Origin of the sequence: Neptunicoccus cionae (assembly GCF_014643735.1) — a bacterium.
Classification (GTDB): Bacteria; Pseudomonadota; Alphaproteobacteria; order Rhodobacterales; family Rhodobacteraceae; genus Amylibacter; species Amylibacter cionae.
The window spans coordinates 224,232-249,113 of sequence record NZ_BMKA01000001.1 but is presented as its reverse complement, the minus strand read 5'-3'; the positions used below and the strand labels follow the sequence as shown (position 1 = coordinate 249,113).

Annotated in this window: 24 protein-coding genes and 1 riboswitch; of the genes, 13 read left to right on the top strand and 11 right to left on the bottom strand. The window is 58.3% G+C overall.

Annotated features, from left to right (window positions below):
- Positions 1-104: 104 nt before the first annotated feature.
- Complete coding sequence (smc, locus tag IEX10_RS01090; protein ID WP_188670095.1) at positions 105-3,560, bottom strand: chromosome segregation protein SMC; 3,456 nt, start codon at positions 3,558-3,560, stop codon at positions 105-107.
- 196 nt (positions 3,561-3,756) lie between these two features.
- Positions 3,757-3,976: riboswitch (cobalamin riboswitch) on the top strand.
- Between the two features lie 39 nt (positions 3,977-4,015).
- Here smc and IEX10_RS01085 point away from each other — a divergent pair.
- From IEX10_RS01085 to IEX10_RS01075, 3 genes are all read left to right on the top strand, one after another.
- The gene (locus tag IEX10_RS01085; RefSeq protein ID WP_188670093.1) at positions 4,016-4,198 is read left to right on the top strand and encodes a CbtB domain-containing protein; all 183 of its coding nucleotides are present in this window, start codon (positions 4,016-4,018) and stop codon (positions 4,196-4,198) included.
- A gap of 203 nt (positions 4,199-4,401) precedes the next feature.
- Positions 4,402-5,079, top strand: coding sequence for a CbtA family protein (locus IEX10_RS01080; RefSeq protein ID WP_188670092.1), 678 nt, complete (start codon positions 4,402-4,404; stop codon positions 5,077-5,079).
- Between the two features lie 3 nt (positions 5,080-5,082).
- Positions 5,083-5,568: a DUF6130 family protein gene (locus tag IEX10_RS01075; protein ID WP_188670090.1), complete on the top strand. Its 486-nt coding sequence runs from the start codon at positions 5,083-5,085 to the stop codon at positions 5,566-5,568.
- A gap of 31 nt (positions 5,569-5,599) precedes the next feature.
- On the opposite strand, the gene IEX10_RS01070 is transcribed toward IEX10_RS01075, so the two are convergent.
- On the bottom strand, positions 5,600-5,950 hold the full coding sequence (locus IEX10_RS01070) for a DUF1636 family protein (protein ID WP_188670087.1): 351 nt from the start codon (positions 5,948-5,950) through the stop codon (positions 5,600-5,602).
- Positions 5,951-6,026: 76 nt separating this feature from the next.
- Between IEX10_RS01070 and cobW the strand changes: the two genes are divergently transcribed.
- From cobW to cobN, 3 genes are all read left to right on the top strand, one after another.
- Positions 6,027-7,115: a cobalamin biosynthesis protein CobW gene (gene cobW / locus IEX10_RS01065; RefSeq protein WP_188670085.1), complete on the top strand. Its 1,089-nt coding sequence runs from the start codon at positions 6,027-6,029 to the stop codon at positions 7,113-7,115.
- Complete coding sequence (locus IEX10_RS01060; protein ID WP_188670083.1) at positions 7,112-7,564, top strand: GNAT family N-acetyltransferase; 453 nt, start codon at positions 7,112-7,114, stop codon at positions 7,562-7,564. The genes cobW and IEX10_RS01060 overlap by 4 nt, the downstream gene beginning before the upstream one ends.
- Positions 7,565-7,630: 66 nt before the next feature.
- Positions 7,631-11,335: a cobaltochelatase subunit CobN gene (gene cobN / locus IEX10_RS01055; protein WP_188670081.1), complete on the top strand. Its 3,705-nt coding sequence runs from the start codon at positions 7,631-7,633 to the stop codon at positions 11,333-11,335.
- A 14-nt stretch (positions 11,336-11,349) separates the two neighbouring features.
- On the opposite strand, the gene IEX10_RS01050 is transcribed toward cobN, so the two are convergent.
- Entirely contained in the window at positions 11,350-11,733 is a 384-nt protein-coding gene (locus IEX10_RS01050) for a VOC family protein (RefSeq protein ID WP_188670079.1), read from the bottom strand.
- 81 nt (positions 11,734-11,814) lie between these two features.
- On the opposite strand from IEX10_RS01050, the gene soxR reads away from it, so the two are divergent.
- A complete protein-coding gene (soxR, locus tag IEX10_RS01045; protein ID WP_188670077.1) occupies positions 11,815-12,279 on the top strand; it encodes a redox-sensitive transcriptional activator SoxR in 465 nt (154 codons plus the stop codon).
- A 35-nt stretch (positions 12,280-12,314) separates the two neighbouring features.
- Here soxR and IEX10_RS01040 read toward each other — a convergent pair whose 3' ends face one another.
- The 7 genes from IEX10_RS01040 to IEX10_RS01010 are packed head-to-tail and all read right to left on the bottom strand — an operon-like array spanning position 12,315 to position 17,615.
- Positions 12,315-13,178: a lysophospholipid acyltransferase family protein gene (locus tag IEX10_RS01040; protein ID WP_188670075.1), complete on the bottom strand. Its 864-nt coding sequence runs from the start codon at positions 13,176-13,178 to the stop codon at positions 12,315-12,317.
- Complete coding sequence (locus tag IEX10_RS01035; protein WP_188670073.1) at positions 13,178-13,444, bottom strand: HPr family phosphocarrier protein; 267 nt, start codon at positions 13,442-13,444, stop codon at positions 13,178-13,180. Before IEX10_RS01035 ends, IEX10_RS01040 begins: the two co-directional genes overlap by 1 nt.
- Positions 13,445-13,458: 14 nt before the next feature.
- Positions 13,459-13,854 (bottom strand): PTS sugar transporter subunit IIA, encoded by a 396-nt coding sequence (locus IEX10_RS01030; protein WP_188671544.1) that lies wholly within the window; start codon positions 13,852-13,854, stop codon positions 13,459-13,461.
- Positions 13,855-13,878: 24 nt separating this feature from the next.
- Positions 13,879-14,766 carry an RNase adapter RapZ gene (gene rapZ / locus IEX10_RS01025; RefSeq protein ID WP_188670071.1) on the bottom strand — a complete coding sequence of 296 codons (888 nt, stop codon included), beginning with the start codon at positions 14,764-14,766 and terminating at the stop codon, positions 13,879-13,881.
- Positions 14,767-14,790: 24 nt separating this feature from the next.
- Positions 14,791-15,234 carry an HPr kinase/phosphorylase gene (locus IEX10_RS01020; RefSeq protein ID WP_188670069.1) on the bottom strand — a complete coding sequence of 148 codons (444 nt, stop codon included), beginning with the start codon at positions 15,232-15,234 and terminating at the stop codon, positions 14,791-14,793.
- Between the two features lie 9 nt (positions 15,235-15,243).
- Entirely contained in the window at positions 15,244-16,851 is a 1,608-nt protein-coding gene (locus tag IEX10_RS01015) for a sensor histidine kinase (RefSeq protein ID WP_229678383.1), read from the bottom strand.
- 59 nt (positions 16,852-16,910) lie between these two features.
- The gene (locus IEX10_RS01010) at positions 16,911-17,615 is read right to left on the bottom strand and encodes a response regulator transcription factor (RefSeq protein ID WP_188670067.1); all 705 of its coding nucleotides are present in this window, start codon (positions 17,613-17,615) and stop codon (positions 16,911-16,913) included.
- Positions 17,616-17,959: 344 nt separating this feature from the next.
- Between IEX10_RS01010 and IEX10_RS01005 the strand changes: the two genes are divergently transcribed.
- The 6 genes from IEX10_RS01005 to IEX10_RS00980 all read left to right on the top strand — a co-directional run bounded on the left by IEX10_RS01005 (position 17,960) and on the right by IEX10_RS00980 (position 24,083).
- The gene (locus tag IEX10_RS01005) at positions 17,960-19,564 is read left to right on the top strand and encodes a phosphoenolpyruvate carboxykinase (protein ID WP_188670065.1); all 1,605 of its coding nucleotides are present in this window, start codon (positions 17,960-17,962) and stop codon (positions 19,562-19,564) included.
- A 66-nt stretch (positions 19,565-19,630) separates the two neighbouring features.
- Positions 19,631-19,930, top strand: coding sequence for a DUF1294 domain-containing protein (locus tag IEX10_RS01000; protein ID WP_188670063.1), 300 nt, complete (start codon positions 19,631-19,633; stop codon positions 19,928-19,930).
- Positions 19,931-20,200: 270 nt separating this feature from the next.
- Positions 20,201-20,854 (top strand): DUF1007 family protein, encoded by a 654-nt coding sequence (locus IEX10_RS00995; RefSeq protein ID WP_188670060.1) that lies wholly within the window; start codon positions 20,201-20,203, stop codon positions 20,852-20,854.
- Positions 20,839-21,783: a nickel/cobalt transporter gene (locus tag IEX10_RS00990; protein WP_188670058.1), complete on the top strand. Its 945-nt coding sequence runs from the start codon at positions 20,839-20,841 to the stop codon at positions 21,781-21,783. Before IEX10_RS00995 ends, IEX10_RS00990 begins: the two co-directional genes overlap by 16 nt.
- A gap of 145 nt (positions 21,784-21,928) precedes the next feature.
- Positions 21,929-23,587, top strand: coding sequence for an acyl-CoA dehydrogenase family protein (locus IEX10_RS00985; protein ID WP_188670057.1), 1,659 nt, complete (start codon positions 21,929-21,931; stop codon positions 23,585-23,587).
- A gap of 103 nt (positions 23,588-23,690) precedes the next feature.
- Positions 23,691-24,083, top strand: a complete 393-nt coding sequence (locus tag IEX10_RS00980; protein ID WP_188670055.1) for an META domain-containing protein — start codon at positions 23,691-23,693, stop codon at positions 24,081-24,083.
- A gap of 11 nt (positions 24,084-24,094) precedes the next feature.
- Here IEX10_RS00980 and recO read toward each other — a convergent pair whose 3' ends face one another.
- Complete coding sequence (gene recO, locus IEX10_RS00975) at positions 24,095-24,853, bottom strand: DNA repair protein RecO (protein ID WP_188670053.1); 759 nt, start codon at positions 24,851-24,853, stop codon at positions 24,095-24,097.
- Between the last annotated feature and the right edge of the window lie 29 nt (positions 24,854-24,882).

The following is a 24,882-nucleotide window of genomic DNA, read 5'->3' as shown; positions in this document are numbered from 1 at the left end:
AACTGTTAGCGTGGTAAAGATGGCCTGTTCCTGTCGTGTTGGCTGGCCAATTTAGAATCGATCTCTTCACATCCTGCAAGAGCCTTCGGGCCGCCAAACCCCGTTCACCCCACCAGAAGCTCGGCCTGTTGCAAATCGACACTCACCAGCTGACTGACACCAAGTTCTGCCATAGTGACGCCGAACAGGCGGTCCATCCGGCTCATGGTGACGGCGTGGTGGGTGATGATCAGAAACCGCGTGTCGGTGCGGCGGGTCATCTCGTCCAGCAGATCGCAGAACCGCGTGACATTGGCATCATCCAGCGGCGCGTCCACCTCGTCCAGCACACAGATCGGTGACGGATTGGCAAGGAACACCGCAAAGATCAGCGACAGCGCAGTCAGCGTTTGCTCCCCGCCAGATAACAGACTTAGCGTGCTCAGCTTTTTACCCGGCGGCTGGCACATAATTTCCAGACCGGCCTCCAGCGGATCGTCGCTTTCCACCAGAACCAGATTGGCATCGCCGCCCCCGAACAGGTGCTTGAACAGCAGCGCGAAATTGCTGTTCACTTCGTCAAAGGCGGCCAGAAGCCGTTCACGGCCTTCCTTATTCAGGCTGGCAATGCCGGTGCGCAGGGTCTTGATCGCCTCTTCCAGATCGGCCTTTTCCGTGACCAGCGTATCCCGCTCTTCGGTCACTTCCTTTGCGTCTTCTTCGGCACGCAGGTTCACCGCGCCAAGGGAATCCCGCTGGCGGCGCAGGCGCGCCACATCGTTTTCGATCATCTGCACCTGCGGCATGTCTTCTGGATCAGCCTGAAGCTGTTCCAACAACTTCTCGGGTGAGATTTCCAGCTCTTCGCGAATGCGATCGGCTGCGGTTTCCACCTGCACACGGGCGGAATCTGCGACAGCATCGGCACGGGCCCGGGCCTCGCGCGCTTCGGAAGCGGCACGTTCGGCATCCCGCTCGCCCTGTTCGGCCTGACGCAGATTGGTTTCTGCCACCGACAGCGCATCTGCGGCGGCTTTAACACGGCCCTGCGCCTTTTCAATCTCGCGGCCCAACTCCTCGCGTTTGGCGCGAATTTCGTCCGGTGCGGCAGTGGCCTCTGCTAACTCCTGCTCCGAAGCTTCCTTCCGGCTGGCCAGCTCTGCAATGCGGGCCTCTGCGGTTTCCAGACGATGCCGCCATCCGCTGATTTCCTGCGTGATTTCCTGACGGCGTTTGATGCGGGCCTCGGTGTCGCGGCGTTGTTCGTCGTGAATGCTGCGTTTCGTCAGCATAGTCATCCGCGCAGCCTCTACCGCTACTTTCAGCGCCTCTACGGTTTCCCGTGCCGCCTCCAGATCGCCTAAATCGCGCACGGCAGTTTCAGCCTCTTTCACCGCCGAGGTCGCAGCCAGAGCCTCTTCTTGCAAACGGGCGAGCGTCTGGGTCAGGGTTTCCACCCGACCCGACAACATATCGCGATCCGCCTCGGCGCGGCTCATGGCGCGGGTGGCATTGTTAGCGGTTTCATCGGCCACTTTACGGGCACGACGGGCTTCCTGATCGGCAGCAATAGTGTCCTGTAGGGCGGCGTGGGCGGTATCAAACGCCTCCCGTGCCGTAGCGGCCGTCTGCGCTGCGGATTGGTGGGCCTCGCGTAATTCTTCCAGACGGTTCACCTGCTGCAAGCGCAAGGCCGCAGCCGTGGGCGCATCGTCAGCACCGGCACGATACCCGTCCCAGCGCCACAGATCGCCCTCGATACTCACCAACCGCTGACCCGGCTTCAACGCACCTTGCAAAACACCGCCCTGTTCCCGTTTCACAACGCCGGTCTGGCACAGGCGGCGGGTCAGAACTTCGGGCGCTGAAACAAACCCCGAGAGCGGCTGCGCCCCTTCTGGCAAAGCGGCGGCATCGGTGTAATCCGGCAATTGCGCCCAACCTGAAACACCCGCAGGCCCGACAACCGGCGCCTTAAGATCATCCGCCAGCGATGCCCCAAGCGCTGCTTCATAGCCCTTGCGCGCCCGCACCTCGTCCAGCAGTTGCGCCCCGCCGGATTGGTCCCGCGCGATCACCCGTTCTAACGCGCCGACCTCCGCATTCAGCGCATTGGATTCGCCTTCGGCTTCGGACAGGGCAGCACGCGCATCGCTGTCGCGGGCCTGTTCGTCGGCGCGACGGTTTTCGATCTCGCCCAACCGAGACTCGGCCCGCAAGGCCGCTTCCTGTGCAACGCTATGGGTCTGGCTGGCCTCTGCAAGACGGGCCTCCGCCTCTGTCAGACCGTCCTTGGCCTTCGTCACCGCGTCTGCCGCAGTCTCCGCCTGTTCTTCGCGCTTTTTCTGGGCGCTGCGAACCTCCTGCAACAGGCGATGGGCGGATTGGTGACGGGCAGCAAGACGGGCAACATCTTCGGTGTGCCGGTCCAGATCTGCCTCTTTCTCTTGCATCACCGCCGCAGCCGTCTTCGCCTCGGCCGCAGCCGTTTCGATCCGTTCATCCTGCCCTTCAGAGGCCTTTATCAGCGCATCCTGCTCCCAGTCGAGCCGCTTGATCGTTTCTTCCGCATCACGGTTCAGACCGGTTTCGCGGTCTATATCCTTACCAAGCTGTTCGATCCGGTTTTGCAGCGTCTCAATCGTTGCACGCGCACGGTTTTCCTGATCGCCAAGCGCATCCCGTTCCGCCGAAAGCCGCTGCAAAATCGCGCCTGCAATGGTTTCTTCTTCGCGCAAGGGCGGCACTTTGCCTTCAAGGTCTTTGCGCAATTGCGCGGCCTTTTCAGCACCACTCTGCCCAGAAGCAGCAAGCTGTGTCGCCTGCTTCAACTGCTCTATCGCCTTAGCGAGCGACAGGTCCGCTTCGCGCCAGCGGCGATACAGCAGTAATCCTTCGGACTGGCGCAGTTCTTCCAGAATGGCGCGGTACCGTGCCGCCTGCCGTGCCTGACGCGCCAGCGCCCCAAGCTGACTGTCGAGCTGTTCGATCACATCATCAAGCCGCGCCAGATTGCTTTCCGCCCCGTTCAGCTTCAGCTCTGCCTCGTGGCGGCGCTGGTACAGACCGGAAATTCCAGCGGCCTCTTCCAACACACGGCGGCGGCTTTTGGGCTTGGCGTTAATCAGTTCGGAAATCTGCCCCTGCCGCACCAATGCAGGACTGTGCGCACCGGTAGACGCATCGGCAAACAGCATCTGCACATCCCGCGCACGGGCCTCTTTGCCGTTGGTCTTATAGGCCGACCCCGCATCCCGCGTGATGCGACGCACCACTTCCAGCGTGTCTGCATCGTTAAAACCTGCCGGCGCCAGACGCTCTGAATTATCAAGTGTCAGCATCACTTCGGCGAAATTGCGCGCCGGACGGGACGCCGCTCCTGCGAAGATCACGTCTTCCATGCCGCCGCCCCGCATGGCAGTCGGGCGGTTCTCCCCCATCACCCAGCGCAGGGCTTCCAAAAGGTTGGATTTGCCACAGCCGTTTGGCCCCACAACCCCCGTCAAACCGTCCGAGATAATAAGCTCGGTCGGGTCCACGAAGCTTTTAAAGCCTGTCAGACGAATTTTGGAGAACTGCAACGGGCCAACCTTGTTGATTCTTTATGAAGGGCCAAAATCTGGAACGGTGGCTTTCGAGTCAACCGCAAACCCCTGCATTTGGCCATGCGGCGAGAGTTATCCACAATATATCGGCAAAGGCGGTCCGTCCCCGCCCAATTGCCGCTGCTTTCTTGCATCCTGTCGCAAAGCAGCTTGACCCGAGCCCCCTTATGAGGGCAGAAAGAAAAGGCAAGGTTCCCCACGAAGGCGCGAAGCGTCGGGGATTAATTGGGAATGTGGACAGGGCGGACCGAACTCCGGGGCCCGATGCCACAACCGCCCCCGCGACTGTGTGCGGAGAGCGATGTGCAGAGATGTCACTGGATTTATCCGGGAAGGCAGCACAATCGCTACGACCCGCAAGTCAGGAGACCAGCCAGGCACCGGACCTTAACCCATGCTGTCGGGAGTGGCGGCACAAGGAGACCAATAAAATGAAGACCGAAGCACAAGTCGCTGTAAAATCCCAAGCCCTCGTTGGCAGCAATGTTCTGGCGATTGCCTTTGCCGCATTCGTCGGCGTTGGACTGATTGCTATCGCAGGCCACGTTCAGGCAACCACACTGCATGACGCCGCCCACGATGTGCGCCACGCTACAGGCTTTCCCTGCCACTAAGCGTGCAACGGCGCCGTTTCTGCGGCGCAACGCACAACATCATTCCGACAGGATAGCCAGCACGCATTTGCGTACTGGCTTTTGACGCATGGCGTGCGGTGCCGGTTGGTCCCGCGCAAAATCGGTGCCTGCGGACGTTGGTAACAGCCGCGTGCGGTTCGCCCGACAGTTCGGGTGGTCCTGCGGCCCCCATGGATTTTACTATGCTAACCCGTATCATCACCACGGCAATTTTCGCCGGTTTTATAACCGCTTTTGCAGCTGCCTTGTTGCAATTCCTGCTGGTGCAACCCCTTCTGTTGCAATCCGAACTTTATGAAAGCGGCGCGCTCGTACATTTCGGAGCTTCTGGCACGGGCACAACAGCCCACCCCGATCTGCCCGGCTTTGATCCCCTGCGCGACGGTATGAGCGTGCTGTTCACCGCCATTATCTACACAGGCTACGCCTTCTTGCTGGTCGCCGGTGTAGCGCTCGCCACTGAGCAAGGACATGAAGTCACGCCGCGCACCGGTATCCTTTGGGGTATTGCCGGTTTCGTTGCCGTCCAGCTGGCGCCCGCTATGGGCCTGCCACCGGAATTACCCGGCGCGGCGGCAGCTGATGTGGCCGCCCGTCAGGTCTGGTGGTTTGGCACGGTGGGCGTAACTGCGCTTGGCCTCTGGCTCATCGCGTTTGGCAAATCCCCTGTGGTCTGGGCCATCGCCCTGCTTTGCCTTGCGGTGCCCCATATCATCGGCGCGCCCCATCCTGACACCTTCACAGGCCCTGTCCCGCCCGAAATCGCCGCCCATTTTGCAGCCCGCGCGTTGGCGGTAGGCTTGGCAAGCTGGGCAATCCTTGGCATGCTCTCAGGCTATTTCTGGAACAAGGAAGCCTAAACCATGCGCAATCCGATCGCCTTCCTGATCATCGGCCTGTTTTTTGGAACAGGCATCGGTTTCATGTGGGCCGCGTCGCAGGGAATTACGCTCGACGGTCATGATCACGTTACCGGTCACACAGGCGAAATGGCAGAACACGATCACAGCCAGATGGACGCGATCAGCGTTGCCAATGACGGCAACGCCCCTGCCATCAGCGCCACGCTGCACCCCGATAGCATGTCTGGTTACAACCTAGAGGTCCGAACACGAAACTTTACCTTCACACCACAAACCGTAAACGCCGCCGATACGCCAAACACCGGCCACGCCCATATCTACGTGGACGGCGTAAAACTGACGCGGCTTTACGGCAACTGGTTCCATCTTTCCGGCCTGACACCGGGTGATCACGTTATCGCGGTGGAACTAAACGCCAATTCCCACAGCCCGATCCATGTAGACGGTCAGCCGGTGCGCACCGAACTGACAGTGCGCGTGCCTTGATGATATTTAAGCACGCGATACATGCGAACGGCTACGCCGGTATTCGCCCGATCAAACAAAAGCGCAAGCGGCCTGCCGGTCGGGCGTCTTCGATCCAGCCGTCCGGTGTGGCTGCATACAACCGCGCAAAGGCCGCGATGTCGCCCCGATCCGCCACGGGATCAACACCCGCAAACAGATACGCCGCCTTGCCTTCTGCGCGAAACGACAGGCTGTTCGGCTTGGAACAGGCGGACAGACACTCGTGCGTTTCGACTGAAAAATCCTGCAAGTCAGGATCCGCCCCGAAACTTTCCCGCAACGCTGTCGCAAGATCAGCCCCCCTGAAGGTGTCCTCTCCTTTGGCTCGACAAGTAGAGCAAACGATCAGCCTATGGCGCACAGCACTCTCCCGCGTTAGACAAGTACCCGACGTCGCATAGCGCAAACCCTATAAACCAACAACAACGGATCATTCCATGCCCGCTAAAATCCCCGCCACAGTCGTCACAGGTTTTCTGGGCGCAGGCAAAACCACCCTCATCCGTCACATGTTGCAACACGCAAACGGCAAGCGGATCGCGCTGATCATCAACGAATTCGGAGACCTCGGCGTCGATGGTGACATCCTTAAAGGCTGCGGCGATGAAACCTGCACCGAGGACGATGTGATGGAACTGTCCAACGGCTGTATCTGCTGCACCGTGGCTGACGATTTCATCCCGACGATGGAAAAACTGCTGGAGCGTGAAAACGCACCCGACCATATTGTGATCGAAACCTCCGGTCTCGCCCTGCCCCAACCGCTGGTCCGTGCTTTCAACTGGCCGGAAATCCGTACGCGGGTGACGGTGGATGGCGTCGTGACCGTTGTAGATGGCAAAGCTGTCACCGAAGGCCGCTTTGCCCACAACGTGGCCGCAGTGGATGCGCAGCGAGCGATGGATGAAAACCTCGACCATGAAACACCGCTGTCCGAACTGTTCGAAGACCAGATCGCCTGCGCCGATATGATCGTGGTGAACAAATCCGATCTGCTATCGGGTGATGAATCCGCATCCCTCGTGACCAAACTGAAATCAGAAAGCCGCGATGGTGTGCAGGTGGTCAAAGCCTCTATGGGCGCGCTGCCGGTTGACGTGTTGCTCGGTCAGGGCATCGGCGCGGAAGACGATCTCGACGCCCGCCACGAAGTCCACCACCATCATCACCACCATGATGAAGATGACGATCACCACGACGACGATGATCACCACCACGGGCACGAACACAGCCACGGGCATGACGAATTTGAATCCTTCGTGGTCGAGCGGGCCGAAATCACCGATCCAACCGCCTTCGCTGAACAGGTCGCAGACGTGATCCGCGCGCACGACATCCTGCGCCTTAAAGGGTTCGCAGCAGTCTCGGGTAAGCCCATGCGCCTGACACTTCAGGCCGTTGGCCCCCGCGTGGACACCTATTTCGACCGCCCCTTCGCGGCAGAGGAATCCCGCACAACGCGCCTTGTGGTGATTGGTGAATCCGGTCTCGACCAATCCGCAATCACAACTGCGCTCAGCGCATGAGCCTGACCGTTCAAAAAGGCGATCCCCGCAGCCCTGAAGCAACCCGTTTGCTTCAGGCCAGCCACGCCTTGATGAACGAACTTTTCCCCGCAGACAGCTGTCACTATCTTGAGATCGAAGACCTCTGCACGCCAGAAATCACTTTTCTCGTGGTCAGGGACGATGCTGAAACCATCGGCTGCGGCGCGCTGGCAAACAAGGGCACCTACGGTGAGCTTAAATCCATGTTCACCGCACCAAAGGCCCGTGGCAAAGGTGCTGCCAACGCCTTGATCTCCAAGCTGATCGAGGTCGCACAGGACCAGAACCTGCCCCTGATCCGGCTTGAAACAGGCGACAAACTGACGGCTGCTCACAAGCTTTACCAGAAACACGGCTTCACCTTTCGCGGCCCCTTCGGTGATTACCCCGAACACCCCGCAAGTCTCTTCATGGAACGGGCCCTCTGACGGCGCTTCAATGTTCCTAAAATACTCAACATCCGGCCCCCGCGCCAAACACAGGCCCCGCCCCTTATGCACCTACTGAACGCCCAGCCCGGCACGATTGACGATAATGAACCCGTAGATCTGGGCCAAACCCCTGCCGATGTGGTGTTTATCTCGGCCGCCGACACAGAACTGGCTGGCCTGTCGGAAGCGCGCGCTGAACTGGCGAACGCCCCAACCCTGCGGCTGGCCAATCTGACCCACCTGCAACACCCGATGTCTGTAGACCTGCATATCGAAAACTGTGCAACAAAGTCCAAACTGGTCATCGCCCGCTGCCTTGGCGGAACCGGTTATTGGAAATACGGGCTGGAACAATACGCCATTCACCTTGGTCAGCAGGGGATTCCTTTTGCCGCCCTCCCCGGGGACGACAAACCGGACGAGGATCTCTGGCGGCTTTCAACTGTCCCGCGTGAGGATTGGGAAAACCTGTGGAATTACATGGTGGAAGGCGGTCCCGAAAATAACGCCAACTTCCTGTCCTACGCCGGTGCGATGGTAGAGGGCAGCGAAAAACCCGCTCCCGCCAAACCGCTGCTGCGGGCAGGTATTTACTGGCCGGGTGCTGGCATTGCCGACCTTGCCACCCTACAGGAAAGCTGGACGCCGGATGCGCCTGTTGTCCCGATGGTCTTTTACCGCGCATTGGTACAGGGCGCAGGACTGCACCCGATCAACCGCCTGACCAAAGCCCTGCTGCGGGCCGGACTGAACCCTCTGCCAGTCTTTGTGGCTTCACTGAAAGACCCGATCTCAACCGCCACGCTGGAATCCCTTTTCACCGCCGCACCGCCGTCGGTGATCCTGAACTGCACCTCCTTCGCCGTAGGCTCCCCCCATACAGAGGATGCGCCCACAACCAACCCGCTCGCAGCACCCTTTGCCAATGACGCGCCGGTGTTTCAGGTGGTCCTGTCCGGCGCATCCGAGGAAAGCTGGGCCTCTGGTTTACACGGCCTTACAGCCCGTGACATCGCCATGAATGTCGCCCTACCAGAGGTAGACGGACGCATCCTGTCCCGCGCGGTATCGTTCAAAGGCGAAGCCTATTTTGACGAGTCCACCGAATGCCCCATCGCCACCTACCGCGCGGTCGGGGACCGGATCGATTTCGTCGCGGAACTTGCGAAAAACTGGGCCAGCCTGCGCAAGACCCCGACAAAGGAGCGCCGCGCGGCGCTGATCCTCGCCAATTACCCAAACAAAGACGGACGGCTCGCCAATGGTGTCGGGCTCGACACCCCCGCGGCGACAGTCAACACGCTGAAATCGCTGGAGACCGCAGGCTATACCATCCACAACATACCCGCAGACAGCGATGCCCTGATGACGCAAATCATGGCAGGCCCGACAAACTGGCTGACCGACCGCGCTGAACGCACCGGCGGCGTGGAGATGTCCATGGCCGACTACCAGATCGCCTATGCACAACTCCCCTACGAGGTGCGTGCGCAAATCGAAGACCGCTGGGGCAAACCCGAAGCCGATCCGTTCTACACCGCCGGAGAGCTCGACTGCGGCCACTTCGCCCTTTCCATATTCCACTTCGGAAACGCTGTTGTCGGCGTCCAACCGGCACGGGGCTATAACATCGACCCGACGGACACCTATCACTCCCCCGATCTGGTGCCGCCACACAACTACCTCGCCTTCTACTTTTACCTGCGCAACCAGTTCCGCGCCGATGCGATTGTCCATATGGGCAAACACGGCAATCTGGAATGGTTGCCCGGCAAGGCGCTGGCGCTGTCACAAACCTGCCTGCCCGAGGCGATCCTCGGCCCGATGCCCCATATCTACCCGTTTATCGTCAATGATCCGGGCGAGGGCACCCAAGCCAAACGCCGCGCACAAGCGGTTATCATCGACCATCTGACGCCGCCCCTGACCCGTGCTGAAACCTACGGCCCGCTGCGCGATCTTGAAGCCCTCGTTGACGAATACTACGAGGCCGCAGGTGTTGATCCCCGCCGCCTGACCCATCTGCGCAAGGAAATTCTGGCGCTGACCTCGGCCACTGGCATCGACACAGATGCCGGCATGACCTCGGGGGATGAGGAAAACGACCTCGCCAAACTTGACGAATATCTGTGCGAGCTGAAGGAATCCCAAATCCGCGACGGGTTGCACATCTTCGGGGCCTCCCCCACCGACCGCCTTGAAACCGACCTGATCGCCGCACTGGCCCGCGTGCCGCGTGGCGATGGAACCGGCGGGGATGCCTCCCTCCAACGGGCGATTGCGGATGACCTGAACCTCGGCTTTGACCCGCTCGACTGCGCTATGGCTGATCCGTGGACCGGCCCGCGCCCGCAACGCCTTAGCAATCTGGACGACAGCCCGTGGCGCACAACCGGCGACACGGTAGAGCGTATCGAATTGCTCGCCACCCTGCTGATTGATGGCGCCGCAGCCAGCAACCTGCCAACCACGGCCGAGGTCATCGCCTACATCCAATCCCACATCCGCCCCACTGTGCGCGCGTGTGGGCCTGCCGAAACAGACGGCCTTCTCACAGCACTGTCGGGCCGCTTCGTGCCGCCCGCCCCTTCAGGCGCACCCACACGGGGCCGCATGGATGTTCTGCCCACTGGCCGCAACTTCTTTTCAGTTGATTCCCGCGCCGTGCCCACTCCCACCGCTTGGAAGTTGGGGTGGAAATCCGCCAACCTGCTGATCGAACGCCACCTGCAAGACTTTGGTGACTGGCCCCGCACATTGCTGATCACCGCGTGGGGCACCGCCAATATGCGCACGGGCGGCGACGACATCGCGCAAGCCCTCGCGCTTATGGGAGTAAAACCCCAATGGGACAGCGCAAACCGCCGCGTGACCGGCTTTGAAATCCTGCCGCTTTCTGTGCTGGCCCGTCCCCGCGTGGACGTCACCCTGCGCGTCTCCGGCTTCTTCCGCGACGCCTTCCCACAGCAAATGGCACTGGTGGATTCCGCCGCCCGCGCGGTGATGGAACTGGACGAACCCGCAGATCAAAACCCTGCCGCCGCACGCCTTAAGGCTGAAGGCACAGAGGAAGCCGCCTTCCGTGTGTTCGGCTCCAAACCGGGCGCATATGGCGCGGGCCTGCAAGCCATGATCGACGAGCGGCTGTGGGCCGATAAGGCCGATCTGGGTGAAGCCTACCTCGAATGGGGCGGCTATGCGTATGGCGCAAAAACCGAAGGCACCCGCGCGAAGGAAGCGTTGAAAACCCGGCTGTCCCAAACCGAAGCCATCGTGCAAAATCAGGACAACCGCGAACACGACCTGCTCGATTCAGACGATTACTACCAGTTTGAGGGCGGCGCAGCAGCGGCGATATCCACCCTGCAAGGGCAGGACCGACCGATCTATCACAATGACCATTCGCGCCCCGAACGTCCTGTGATCCGCACGCTGGACGAAGAAATCTCCCGTGTTGTGCGCTCCCGCGTGGTGAACCCGAAATGGATCGACGGTGTAAAACGCCACGGCTACAAAGGCGCGTTCGAAATCGCCGCAACGGTGGATTACATGTTCGCGTTTTCTGCCACCACAGGCGCGGTAAAGTCCCATCACTTCGATCTGGTCCACGCCGCCTTTATCGAGGACGAGGACACCCGCGATTTCTTAAACGACCATAACGCCCCTGCCTTGCGGGAAATCAGCGAACGACTGTTAGAAGCAATCGAGCGCGGCCTCTGGACGCCGAAATCCAATTCTGCAAAAGCCACGCTCGAAGAGTTGCGCTAGGGGATCACACCCCATCAGGCATAGCTGACCACTTCGAATTCGATCCCGTCGTGGTCTCGGAAATAGAACCGCTCGCCGGGCTCGTAATCGTGATGCTCGCCCGGCGTATAACCAGCGGCGCGGACCTTTTGCTCGACCGCGTGCAAATCATCCACCACAACCGCTAGATGGTTCAGACCGTTCACAGTTTTGTAGCTGTCACCGGCAGCACCCTGCTCCGTACCGCTGTGGTAAAGCGCCAGATAGCTTTCCTCTCCCCCCACATGGATCGAGCGTCCGGTGTCAATCGCCTCGCCCGCCCAACGCACCTTCCATCCGAAGATATCCTCCAGCATTTTCGCGCTCCGCTCCGGATCGCTCACAGTGATGTTTGCATGTTCCAGTCTGACCTCGGCCATAACAGTCTCCTTCTTGATAAAGATAGTTGATGAACCTAGGCTACGAGCTCAACCTAACTTGAGGTCAAGGATTTATTTAGAATGCCTGCGAGAGTAGAAAAAACTATATCAATCGGGACGTTATCAGACCGCACCGGCGTGGCCGTGTCAGCGCTGCGCTACTATGAAACGCAAAACCTGTTGTTTCCCGAACGTAATTCAGGCGGGCAAAGGCGATTCCTGCGGGCTGATATCCGCCGCGTATCTTTCATCCTGATCGCCCAGACATTCGGCTTTTCCATCGCACAGATTAAGGAACAGCTGGACCGGCTGCCCCAAGGGCGCACCCCGACCAAACGGGACTGGAGCCGGATCAGCACCCATTTCAAAAGCCACCTCGATGAAAAAATCGCCGCATTGGAAAGCATGCGGGACAAATTGGACGGCTGCATCGGCTGCGGGTGCCTGTCGCTGCAGTCCTGCGCCCTGTACAATCCCGCTGACAAGGCCGCCACGAAGGGCACAGGTCCGCGCTACCTAATGGGCGACCGCTCCCAAGACATCTGAACCTCGGGCTTCAATGTTCCAAAAATACTCAACCCTTAGGCCGGTTTCAGATCATAGGTTTTCTGCTTAAGAAACTTCATCAAACCAGGCCCGTCTTTCTCAAAAGACTTCAAATCCTCGGGGGAGATCAGCTCCCCCACGACTACACCCTGATCCTTGTGCATGGCGTGCTTGATCTCATGCAACAAAAGCGACTGGCGCAGTGTGACCGACAGTTTGTTAGCGATCTGATAGGCGCGGCTGTTTGCACCGGGGAAGAACACCGGCAGCACCTGCGCACCGGACTGACGGATCATTTTTGCGGTGAAGGGCATCCATTCGGGATCAACCACAGGTCCGAACCAAGTGTCACTGGTGGCCACCGTACCTGCCGGAAACAACGCGATGCAACCGCCCTCTTTAAGGTGGTTGATCGCTTCCTTGCGCATCCGGATATTGGTCTGGATCGCGCCCGGTTCATGGGGGAAAGCCACCGGCAGCAAGTATTTATCAATCCGTGGCACATGGCGCAGAAAAGCACGGGCCAGAATCTTGTAATCGTCGCGTGCGTGGCTCAGCAAATGGGCCATAACGATCCCATCCACCAACCCGTGCGGGTGGTTGGACACCACGACCAACGGGCCATCTTTGGGGATGTAGTCAAGCTGCGCCTGCGGCGTGGTCAGTTTGATGTCCAGCCGGTCAAGTACCGATTTCCAGAAATCGGGATCACGGTTCTCGTCCCGCTCCCACTGGCGGACCAGCCACAACAGTTTCAGACGGCCCGTCAGGTTCTCGATGATTTGTATCAGGACCCGCTTGAGCGGCGAATCAAAAGACCCTGCATAAGTAAGTTCCGAGGCCTTATACGGTTCGGTCCCGCCGGTGGCCTCCAGGATCACACTTTGCTTTTCAGTCATTACTTTCCTTCGCCGAAAAAGTCACCTACGAGCTCCCGCAGGGCTTCCGCCAGCTCTTGAGATTGGTTTCCGCTGGTCTCTACAGCAATCTGACTGCCTTTGGAAGCCGCGAGCATCATCAATCCCATAATGCTGTCACCGCCCACTTCCATGCCATCCTTAGCGACTGTCGCCTGCGCATCAAAAGACTCTACTGTTTCTACAAATTTCGCAGAAGCCCGCGCGTGCAGGCCTTTTTCGTTAATAATATCGAGGTCCAACCGCACGGGGCACCTTTTCTTTAGGGAATTTGAAGACCATTGCTGGCATTAATGTACTTTTTTCCGGCCGTAATAGCCTGCTCCACCGCAACATCCAAAGGAAGCCTGCGGGATTTGGCAAGTTTTACCAGCATGGGCAGGTTGGCACCATACATGATCCTGCGCCCTGATCCGGAACAGGCTTTCATGGCGAGGTTGCTGGGCGAAGATCCAAACATATCCACTACCACAACCACGCCGTCACCTTCATCCACCCGGTCCGCCGCTGCACAGATTTCATTCTGCTTGGCGTCCCGATCCACCTCTGCGGCAGTTGGAATGGCTTCGACATTTTCCAGCTTACCCAACACATGCTCGGCAGCGGCCAGGTATTCCTTGGCCAGCCCCCCATGCGCAACAATCACGATCCCGATCAACCCGGACCACTCCTTCACAAACCTTCAGGCGTTCCTGCGCCGTTCCATTTCCCGGTGCCGCTTAGACACCTGCCAACCGTCGGCCGCAAGGGCTTTGGCTAATTCTTCTGTCAGGGCAACAGACCTGTGTTGTCCGCCGGTGCACCCCAGCCCGATACTGAAATGCGCTTTCCCTTCTTCACGATAGGCAGGCAACAGCAGTGAGGTCAAATCTTTCAGTTTCAAAAAGAATGGCTCATAGCGGGAATCTTCCCGAACATAGGCCAGCACCTCGGCATCTTTACCAGATTTACCGCGCAGGGATTCATCCCAATAAGGGTTCCGCAGGAAACGGCAGTCCATGACCATATCCACCCCCCGGGGCACCCCCCTTTTGTAGGAAAATGACTGAACCGAAACGGCCAGCCCTGTTGAATTCTCTGAACCGAACAGCTCTGTGATATCCGCCTTGAGGTCATGGGGCGTCAATGTGGTGGTATCGATTAGAATATCCGCGCGATCCCGCAGCGGGGCCAGCAATTCTGCTTCCAACTCGATCCCACGCGCCGGTGTTTGGGCCAGCGCCATAGGATGGCGGCGTCGTGTTTCAGAGTAACGCCGCAACAACCGGTCCGCCTGACAGTCCAGATACAGCAGCGAAGGTTCATATTCGCCGCTTTGCGCAAAGGCTTCTTGTATCTCAAAGACACCACTGACCGAAAAGTCCCGCGTCCGCACATCAATCCCCAGTGCCATCGGACGCCCGACAGAGGGTCCCGTGATCAGCCTGTGTAACAGCACAAGCGGGATGTTGTGGATTGTTTCATAGCCAAGATCTTCGAAGGCATTGATTGCAGTGGTCCGCCCCGCACCGGAAGGTCCGGTGACAAGAACAACCGTGGTGTTCACGTCCTTGATCGGTCTTTCAATCATAGCGGCCAATGCGCGGCGGACCGTCTACGCCTGTCGCGCGCCGGCTGGTCCATCACGTCCCAAGAGTAGCAGAATAGACGACAGATTTGGAAGATTGCGCCCCTTTAGCAAGTCAATTCTGCTCCCTAATACGTGAACGCTCTGTGGGTGTGGCATTCGCGTCTCGGGTTCGATAGAAAGATCCACAACACAGCTGAGACGCGCTTCGGAAAGTGCAGGTTGGTGTATCAGCCCCACGCCACGGGCCTCAATCAATCCGTGAAGATTTTCAGGTGCACGCATCCAGATCTTCCCGTCCAAGCGTTCCAGCAGCACCTGATCGTCAGCCACAAGCACCGCACCGAGCGCAATCATTTTCAAAGCAAGACCGGATTTCCCTGCTCCGGACGGCCCGAGAATCAAAAAGCCCCGCCCGTTGACTGCAACCGCAGTGCCGTGGACAGGGCTTTTTTCAATCGTGTCGATCATCGTCGCCGGTCAGACTGGCAGACCAACCACAAACCGGGCACCCAACGGGGCATCGCCTTCTCCAGCGTCTTGCGGATGGATATTTTCGGCCCAGATCACCCCTTTATGGGCTTCTACGATTTGCTTTGAAATCGACAGACCGAGACCGGAGTTATTGCCATAGTCGCTTTCTGGGCGTTCGGAATAAAAGCGCGTGAACACTTTGGTCAGCGCTTCTTCGGGGATGCCCGGGCCAGTGTCCTCAACAACCACCAACACGCGGTTGTCTTTCTCGCGCGCCCAGACCCGCACCGCATCGCCTTCACCACAGAACGACACCGCGTTGGATATCAGGTTAACGAACACCTGCGCCAGTCGCGCCTCCATACCGTCAAAGATGATCGGCTTGGCTGGTGCATCCCAGATCAGTTCTACGCCTTTGTCATTGGCTTCATGACTGTGGAAATCCGAAATCCGGCTCAGCATCAAGGTCAGGTCGAAGGGTTCTTCTTCTTCCTTCACCAGTTCCGCATCAAGGCGGGAAGCGTTGGAAATATCGCTGACCAGACGGTCCAGACGACGTACGTCATGTTCAATCACATCAAGCAACCGCTGACGGCCATCCCCTTCGGGGGCAATTCGCAGGGTTTCCACCGCAGACCGCAGAGAGGCCAGAGGGTTTTTGATCTCATGGGCCACATCGGCGGCGAACTCTTCGTTTGTGTCGATCCGGTCATAAAGCGCAGAGGTCATGTCCCGCATGGCACGGCTTAGCCGGCCAATTTCATCGGGGCGACCCGACAGGTCGGGGATTCGAACCCGCGCCGCATCGCCCTGACGGCCTTCGCGGGTTGTGCCCGCTTCGGCGGCCCGTGCCAGATCATGAATCGGGTTCGCAATGGTATTGGCCAGTACGACAGACAGAACCACAGAAACCACAACAGCCAGCAAAAACAGCCGCAAAACGGCTTGTTGCTCGGCGTGGATCAGACCATCCAGATACCCCGGCTGAGAGGTCAGCACCATCGCCGCCGCCACATTGCCATCCACCAGAATCGGACGCCCAACACCCAGCACAGTTTCATGGTCCTGCGTGGAAGCGCGGCGGATCAATTCCTGCCCGGATAACGCAGCACGGGACAGTTCATCTGCGAAGAACTGCTCGGACATGCGGGTGTTGCCCCCCCCCATGTTGCGCAGGCCCGGCAGCACATCCATCGCGCGCCCCAGCCAAGCCAGAATACCGCTTCCCGTTTCAAAAGGACTTGCAGCCCCTTCAAGCTGTGCCGCCAGCGCGCTATCGCCAAGGTAAACCCGTGCAATAAGACCTTCTGACACCGGCAGACCGCTGATCAAAGCACTGTTCGGCGTGCGTTCATCCAGCAATCTTGCCTCAATCACACTGGAGTACAGTTCTGATTCGATAAGCATACTGGTTTGTTTTTCAACAACAGCACCGCCCTTGAACTGGTTCAGATACAACATCCCCACTAGAAGGATGCACAAGGCAATCAGATTGAACGTAATAATGCGCCGCGCCAGCGCAGACGTGCGGATGCGCGTCAATTGTTCCAACCCGAAAGATCGCAGCAGGCCGGAGCCGCCGCGTAATCCGATAGCTTTAGCTATGCGTCCCAACGAAAATCCCCGGCCCCCGCGCGGTTTTTCCGTTATATGTTCGTCCGCTAGCAACGCCATTACTCGGTGTACCGGTACCCGATACCGTAAAGCGTCTCGATTGCCGAGAAGTCGTCATCCACACTGCGCATTTTTTTGCGCAAGCGTTTGATGTGGCTGTCGATGGTACGGTCGTCCACATAAACCTGATCGTCATAGGCTACATCCATCAGCTGGTCGCGGCTTTTGACAAAGCCCGGGCGGCTGGCAAGTGCCTGCAACAGAAGGAACTCTGTAACTGTAAGACTGACCGGTTTGCCCTTCCATGTCACGGCATGGCGCAGTGGATCCATGGTCAAATCGCCCCGTTCGATCAGATTTTCATTCGGTGTGTCTTCGGCTTTACCGGCATCTGAAAGCTTGGCTTCCTGACGGCGCAGAATCGCGCGAATCCGCTCTACCAGAAGACGCTGGGAGAAAGGTTTGCGCACGTAATCGTCAGCGCCCATGCGCAGACCAAGCACTTCGTCAATCTCGTCGTCTTTGGAAGTCAGAAAAATCACTGGCATGTCCGTTCTCTGCCGTAAGCGGCTGAGCAGATCCATACCGTCCATTCTGGGCATTTTTATGTCGAGCACAGCCATGTCCGGCAGCTCGTCCGTGAACGCATTCAGCGCCTGTAGCCCATCATTATAAGTAGAAACATCATATCCTTCTGCTTCCAGTGTCATAGAGACTGAAGTGAGGATATTCCGGTCGTCATCGACCAACGCAATTCGTGCCATTTTTGCCCTCGATACTTGCCTGCATTATTTTTATTATTACGCCCATTTAGGTTATGCTTGGTTAACGAGGCAAACGGTTTCTGGGCTAAATGGTCTATTTTTCGCCACAATTTTTCCTATTTTTGTCCTTTGAGTCACACTTTTTTAACGTTCGAAAAAAACTTTTTTACCAAGTTAACGTTAACTGCGCGCTATTGCACGCCTCCCGAGACTTCCATTCAAAGACGATGGTGCTATACAAACCGCGTTGCTGAAACGGCACAAAACAAAGGGTCTCCAACGGCCGCAATCGTTAAATTCAAGTGCAGGCCGCGCAAGCCGCGCCCGCTTTGAGGAGCATTAATATGGAAGCAGGTCGCGTAAATCCGACCCAGACGCTGGAAAAAACCGGTATTACCGGCGTCGCAACTGCACATTACAATTTGCGTGAATCTGCGCTGATCGAGATTGCGATCAAAAAAGGCGAAGGCGAGCTGGGCCAAGGCGGCACGATTCTGGTCTCCACCGGCAAATTCACCGGCCGCTCCCCCAAAGACAAATTCGTTGTCGACGAACCATCAGTCAAAGACACTATCTGGTGGGAAAACAATCCCCCAATGGCGGCAGATGCCTTTGACCAATTGCACGCCGATATGCTCGCCCATATGGGGGGCAAGGAATATTATATACAGGATCTGTTCGGTGGGGCCGACCCTGACTACCGTGTAAATGTTCGTATGGTTACCGAACTTGCCTGGCATTCGCTGTTCATCCGCACCATGCTACGGCGTCCCGAACCTGAAGAGCTCGACAGTTTTGTTCCTGAATACACCGTGATCAACTGCCCGACCTTTAAGGCCGACCCATCCAAACACGGGTGCCGGACTGATACGGTTATTGCGATCTCTATCGAGAAAAAGCTGATTCTGATCGGTGGGACAGAATATGCCGGTGAGAACAAAAAATCCGTGTTCTCTCTGCTAAACTACCTGTTGCCGGACCATGGCGTCATGCCGATGCACTGCTCTGCCAACCACGCCAAGGACGACACGGATGATGTTGCGGTCTTCTTTGGACTGTCTGGCACTGGCAAAACAACCCTGTCAGCTGATCCCAACCGCATCCTGATCGGTGATGACGAGCACGGCTGGTCGGACAACGGCACGTTCAACTTTGAAGGCGGATGCTACGCAAAGACGATCAACCTGTCCCAAGAAGCAGAGCCTGAAATCTATGCGACCACGCAAAAGTTCGGCACTGTGATCGAAAACATGGTTTACGATCCGTTCACCAAAGAACTGGATTTTGACGATGACAGCCTGACCGCGAACATGCGTTGCGCCTACCCGCTACACTATATCTCTAACGCTTCGGAAACCGGTCTTGGTGGGACGCCGCGCAATATCATCATGCTCACCTGTGATGCTTTTGGCGTGCTGCCCCCGATTGCCCGTCTGACACCGGCGCAGGCGATGTACCACTTCCTGTCGGGCTTTACTTCCAAAGTGGCCGGCACCGAACGGGGCGTGACAGAGCCTCAGCCGACGTTCTCCACCTGCTTTGGCGCGCCATTCATGCCCCGCCGCCCCGAGGCTTACGGCGCTTTGTTGCGCGACCGGATCGCAGACTCAGGCGCGACCTGCTGGCTGGTGAACACCGGTTGGACTGGGGGCGCCTATGGGACAGGTTCACGGATGCCGATCCACGCTACGCGGACCTTGCTGACCGCGGCACTGGACGGGTCGCTGAAGGATGCGGAATTCCGCAAGGATGAGAACTTCGGCTTTGACGTTCCAACTTCTTGTGAAGGCGTGGCAGATGTCCTGCTTGATCCGCGCCGCACCTGGGACAATCCTGAAAGCTATGACCGCAACGCCGCCAAGTTGGTGCAGATGTTCAGCGACAACTTCGCCCAGTATGAAGAATATGTAAGCGATGACGTGCTGGCGGAAAAAGTGAAGGCCGGTTAAACCTGCACTGACTGTTAAATGAATTGGCCGGGGGTTCTGCTCCGGCCATTTTTCTTTGTGGATGCCATGATAGACATTATTCTCCCGCTCGGCGCTTATCTTGGCGTGATAAATTTATTGACTGTCCTTCTGTTTCGCCATGACAAGCGGCAGGCTGAAAAGCGGGGTTGGCGGGTGCCGGAGAATACGCTGCTGGCCCTTGCGATCCTTGGCGGGTCACTTGGGGCGAAATGGGCGCAATATGCGTTGCGCCACAAGACGCGCAAGCAGCCGTTTGCCTTGGTCCTGAACCTGATCCTGATCACGCAAATTCTACTGGTCGTGGCGTTGGCGATCCCCACCACGCGGGAGATGCTGCTGTCGTAGCGCAGATCTAAGCGGACGATTGTCACAAGGCACCTGCACAGCGGTTTGCGCATAGTCCAGGCGTGAGCAGCGCAAGCCCTAACAAATCCTTAATCATGAAGCTTCATTTAAGACGCTTCATAATTGCAGGGTGATCGGCCGGGCAGGCACCAGCAAACACCCTTTGCTACTGCACTGAAAGAGTAGAAAACGCATCGCCACCAGCGGGGTTGCGCTTACGCCGTGAACTCTCCGCTTGCCCGCGTCACGCCCCCCGCCTAAAATCTTGTTATGAAACGTATCGCCCTTACCGCACTGCTCTCTCTCGCGCCAATGCAGGCTGTAACCCACCCCCATGTCTATGTGGATGCGGGCATCAACTTCTTGTTCGACGACACAGGGAAACTGGCCGCTTTGCGCGTGTTCTGGTCCTATGACGAGTTCTATTCCCTCCTCCAACTGGAAGAACTGGAGCTTGATCAGGACGGGGACGGAACCATCACCGTTGAAGAACAGGAAAAACTCGCCGGATTTGACACAAATTGGGTCGAAGGGTTTGAGGGCGATCTCTATGTCACCCACGAAGACGCGAAAGTCGCGCTCGGTCCGCCGATGGAAGCGGGTGCAACCCTTCAGGACGGTCGCCTACTGACGTGGCACATCCGCCCCCTGCTGGATCGCATAGAACCAACAACCGCCGAAACCATCGTTAAGGTCTACGACCCCACGTTCTACAGCGCCTATACGCTCGACCACGGGGTCGAAGTCATTGACAATCCCGACTGCTCGCTTGCTATTCAAGCCGCCGACCTGCCCAAAGCCTATGACGCGGTGGAAAGCCTGCTCTACGGCGAAAACTCCGCGCAATATGAAGGGGATGAAAGTTTTCCCGAGGTTGGTGAACTCTTTGCAGACACGGTATTTCTAGAATGCGCCTCCTCCTGATTTTCGCCATCGCGGCGGCGGCCGCCTTAATTCTACTTTGGATCGGAGGCGGATTTGACGCCACCGCTGTCTGGGCGGCGACTATGCAAAGGGATTTCCAAAACGCCATGGCGGGGTCGCTGCGGGCCTTGCGGGCTGGCAATCCGGGCGCAACGCTCGGCTTGATGGGGGTCTGCTTTGCCTATGGTTTTTTTCATGCGGTCGGACCAGGGCATGGCAAAGTCCTGATTGGCGGGTACGGACTTGGCGCGCGGGTGGCGATGACACGTCTTGCCATGATAGCGCTGGTTTCCAGTCTGGCCCAAGCGGTCACTGCTGTGGTGCTGGTCTATGCCAGCGTGTTCCTGCTGGGCTGGGGCAGCAAACAGCTTGTTGGCGCGGCAGAGGATTACTTTGCCCCTGCAAGCTATGGCGCGATCCTGCTAGTCGGGGCGTGGTTGATCCTGCGGGGTGCGCGAAAACTCTGGCGCGCTCGTGCTACGACAGAACACACTCATAGTCACGCGCATGACCACCAGCATGACCACCACCATCATCACGACCACACCCACCACAGCGATGTGTGCGAAGATTGCGGGCACCATCATGGCCCCACCGTCGAAGAAGCCGCAAATGTCTCTTCTTTGCGCGATCTTCTGGTGCTGGTCGGCGCGATTGCCATGCGCCCCTGCACCGGCGCAATTTTCTTGCTGATCCTGACGTGGCGTATGGGAATTGTAACCGCTGGCATCATGGGCACCTTTGCAATGGCTCTTGGCACGGCCAGCGTCACTATCGCCGTTGCACTGGCCGCCGTGGGCCTGCGCGAAAGCACACTGCAGGGCCTGACCTCCGCCCCGCTGCTGCGCGTGGCCGTGCCGGTGCTTGAACTCGCCGCTGGTTCTATTGTTGTTATCGTCGCCAGCCAGCTCTTGCGCGCGGCCCTGTAAACGGCCCCCGTGGGGACGCTCTCGCAACAATCTTACACATTTTGCCGCATTACAGCATTTTTATTGCGCCGCAGCATTGACCCGCTCCAACAGGCCACTTACTTCAGTTTGCAACACTTGAAGCCTTCACAAGGACGAATCCCATATGTTGCTGCCAAATCTGCTGAACACCTGCGCTGCTGCCATTCCTGCTGTTGAAAACGTAGTAGATCGCGCCCGCCAGAAACTCTCCGAGCAAGTCAACATCGACGGGCGTCTGAACGGCAAAGCGCTTGAGGAACACCAGTTCGCGACCCACGGGCTCGCATGGTTCGCGACCTATCTGGAATCCCTGCGCCAGATGCACAAATGGGCGACGCGGTTGGAACAAGACGGCAAGTTCAGCGAGTTGGAACAACTTCTGCTGCAAATCGGTTTTGGCGAATACCTTTGGCAGATTTGGGGCGGCATTCCGATGTCACAGGGCGAAGTGGTCCGCCTGCAAGATCTTGGCCTGTCACAACAGGATCAAATGGCCCTCGCGGTGGAAAGCGTTCAAACCCTCACACAGGAAGGCAACACGCAGGCCGCACGCGCCCGTCTGGTCGCCGTCATGCTGGAACGGGACGGTGCATCCACCGTCGGCGCAACCGGTCTTGATGAAGAGCTGGAAATGATCCGCGACCAGTTCCGCCGCTTTGCAGATGACAAGGTTCTGCCATACGCCCACGAATGGCACTTGAAGGACGAATTGATCCCGATGGAAATCATCGAGGAACTGGCCGAAATGGGCGTGTTCGGCCTGACCATCCCTGAAGAATACGGCGGGTTCGGTCTGTCCAAAGCCTCTATGGTGGTGGTTTCCGAAGAACTGTCGCGCGGCTATATCGGGGTTGGATCACTTGGCACCCGTTCCGAAATCGCGGCTGAACTGATTATCGGCGGCGGCACGGAAGAACAGAAACAGAAATGGCTGCCCCAGCTTGCCTCTGGCGAGACACTGCCAACGGCTGTTTTCACCGAGCCCAACACCGGTTCGGACCTCGGTTCCTTGCGCACCCGCGCGGTGAAGGACGGGGATGACTGGACGGTGACCGGCAACAAAACGTGGATCACACATGCCGCACGGACCAATGTGATGACCCTGCTGGCACGCACCGATCCTGACACCACCAATTACTCCGGCCTGTCCATGTTCCTCGCGGAAAAGACCGCGGGCACAGACGAAGCCCCCTTCCCCACTGAAGGCATGACCGGCGGTGAGATCGAAGTGCTCGGCTATCGCGGCATGAAGGAATACGAACTGGCCTTTGACAACTTCAAAGTGAAGGGGGAGAACCTTCTGGGCGGTGTGGAGGGCCAAGGCTTCAAGCAGCTTATGCAGACGTTTGAATCCGCCCGCATCCAGACAGCGGCGCGCGCTATTGGCGTGGCCCAGAACGCGATGGAGATCGCGCTGCAATACGCACAAGAACGCAAACAGTTCGGAAAACAACTGCTGGATTTTCCCCGCATCCAGTCCAAAATCGCCATGATGGCAGTCGAGATCATGATCGCGCGGCAGTTGACCTATCACTCCGCTTGGGAGAAAGACCACGACCGCCGCTGCGACCTCGAAGCAGGCATGGCAAAACTGCTCGGCGCACGGGTGGCGTGGGCGGCTGCCGACAACGGGCTGCAAATCCACGGCGGCAACGGCTTTGCATTGGAATACCCGATCAGCCGCGTGCTCTGCGATGCGCGTATCCTGAACATCTTTGAAGGTGCTGCGGAAATTCAAGCCACCGTCATCGCCCGCCGCCTGCTCGAAATCGGCCGCAACTGATCGTGAACCTGTCGCAGAGGAAGCCTACCGCCCCTCTGCGACATTCCGCTGGCGTCCCCAAACACCGGTTGCCGGTTTGGGCGTTTTTTGACACTCTACCCCCATGAAATTTCTCCTCGCATCGCTCGCCTTCGCCCTGTCTCTGTCTGCTTGTCAGAAGGATGAAACCATCTCCGGTGTCAGCGGGCCTGACGATCAGTGGCTGTTGGTGCGTATGAATGATGTGCCTGTTGAAACTCCCATCACCCTGACCTTCCCTGAAACAGGCCGGCTTGCGGGACAAGCGCCCTGCAACAGCTATTTCGGGGAGCAAACCGCGCCCCTACCGTGGTTTGAAACCGGCGCAGTCGGTGCTACGCGGCGGGCCTGTCCGGAGATGGAGCTTGAGGGGCGTTATTTCAAAGCCTTCAGCGAGATGTCGATGATCGAACGCAAGGGCGATACGCTACTGTTAAGCAATGACAGCGGCGGCGAGTTGGAATACCGGCTGCAATAACCCAGCAAGCGTTATCCGGCTGCGCTGTCGCCTTGTGCATCTTTTTTGACGCGGCGTGTCAGCAGTTGCACCAACCTGCCCCGTGCCTCTGGTAAGGGACGGTTGCCCAGCGCAGGGGCGAGCCAGCGCTCCAGAAAATAGCCGGTGGTTTTAAGCGCGGCCAAAATATCAGCCGCCTCCGGTTCCGCACCTTCAAGTTGCAAGAACACTGGCAGGGGCAGCATCCGGTCCGCATAGGCCAATCCGCTGGAACGACACACCGCCCGCCCGCTTTTGGGCGAGACATAGACCAGTTCTTGTGTGGTCCCCGTGGCCGCACAAGACCCAAGATCAAGCCCGTAGCCCAGTTCCTCCAACAGCATCAATTCCCAGATCGCATAGTCTGCCTGCCAGCCCTCCCCAGCCTCCAGAGCATCCACCAGATCAATCGTGCGCGTGTAGATTTCCGGCAATTCCATCCGCTCTGGCAGGGCAAATCCGCCGAGCGCACAAATCGCGCCAAGCGCGGCCAGCGCGGCGCGGTCCCCCATAATCGCACTGCGCGAACGTAGCAATTCCACATGAAAGCCGCCGAGGTGTTCCTCAAGCCGCGCACGCCACTCGACCTCTACCTGATTGCCCGGTTGCAACACAGGGGCAAGTTTGCGGGACGCACCTCCGCGAACCACGCCAGCGTGCCGTCCGTGGGTCTTGGTCAGAACCTCAAGTATTACCGAGCTTTCACCGTGCCGCCGTGCGGACAGGATCACCCCTTCATCGCGCCATTCCATCAGCGCAAGCTAGGGCTAAACCGTGCCGT

Bases quoted from the DNA above. Each gene is read 5' to 3' on its own strand.
- IEX10_RS00990 (WP_188670058.1), top strand. From the start codon at position 20,839: ATGCGCCTCCTCCTGATTTTCGCCATCGCGGCGGCGGCCGCCTTAATT.
- recO (WP_188670053.1), bottom strand. From the start codon at position 24,853: ATGGAATGGCGCGATGAAGGGGTGATCCTGTCCGCACGGCGGCACGGT.
- IEX10_RS01005 (WP_188670065.1), top strand. From the start codon at position 17,960: ATGGAAGCAGGTCGCGTAAATCCGACCCAGACGCTGGAAAAAACCGGT.
- cobW (WP_188670085.1), top strand. From the start codon at position 6,027: ATGCCCGCTAAAATCCCCGCCACAGTCGTCACAGGTTTTCTGGGCGCA.
- IEX10_RS01080 (WP_188670092.1), top strand. From the start codon at position 4,402: ATGCTAACCCGTATCATCACCACGGCAATTTTCGCCGGTTTTATAACC.
- IEX10_RS01075 (WP_188670090.1), top strand. From the start codon at position 5,083: ATGCGCAATCCGATCGCCTTCCTGATCATCGGCCTGTTTTTTGGAACA.
- IEX10_RS01060 (WP_188670083.1), top strand. From the start codon at position 7,112: ATGAGCCTGACCGTTCAAAAAGGCGATCCCCGCAGCCCTGAAGCAACC.
- IEX10_RS01040 (WP_188670075.1), bottom strand. From the start codon at position 13,178: ATGACTGAAAAGCAAAGTGTGATCCTGGAGGCCACCGGCGGGACCGAA.
- IEX10_RS00980 (WP_188670055.1), top strand. From the start codon at position 23,691: ATGAAATTTCTCCTCGCATCGCTCGCCTTCGCCCTGTCTCTGTCTGCT.
- IEX10_RS01050 (WP_188670079.1), bottom strand. From the start codon at position 11,733: ATGGCCGAGGTCAGACTGGAACATGCAAACATCACTGTGAGCGATCCG.
- IEX10_RS01000 (WP_188670063.1), top strand. From the start codon at position 19,631: ATGATAGACATTATTCTCCCGCTCGGCGCTTATCTTGGCGTGATAAAT.
- IEX10_RS01085 (WP_188670093.1), top strand. From the start codon at position 4,016: ATGAAGACCGAAGCACAAGTCGCTGTAAAATCCCAAGCCCTCGTTGGC.
- IEX10_RS00995 (WP_188670060.1), top strand. From the start codon at position 20,201: ATGAAACGTATCGCCCTTACCGCACTGCTCTCTCTCGCGCCAATGCAG.
- cobN (WP_188670081.1), top strand. From the start codon at position 7,631: ATGCACCTACTGAACGCCCAGCCCGGCACGATTGACGATAATGAACCC.
- soxR (WP_188670077.1), top strand. From the start codon at position 11,815: ATGCCTGCGAGAGTAGAAAAAACTATATCAATCGGGACGTTATCAGAC.
- IEX10_RS01020 (WP_188670069.1), bottom strand. From the start codon at position 15,234: ATGATCGACACGATTGAAAAAAGCCCTGTCCACGGCACTGCGGTTGCA.
- IEX10_RS01010 (WP_188670067.1), bottom strand. From the start codon at position 17,615: ATGGCACGAATTGCGTTGGTCGATGACGACCGGAATATCCTCACTTCA.
- IEX10_RS00985 (WP_188670057.1), top strand. From the start codon at position 21,929: ATGTTGCTGCCAAATCTGCTGAACACCTGCGCTGCTGCCATTCCTGCT.
- rapZ (WP_188670071.1), bottom strand. From the start codon at position 14,766: ATGATTGAAAGACCGATCAAGGACGTGAACACCACGGTTGTTCTTGTC.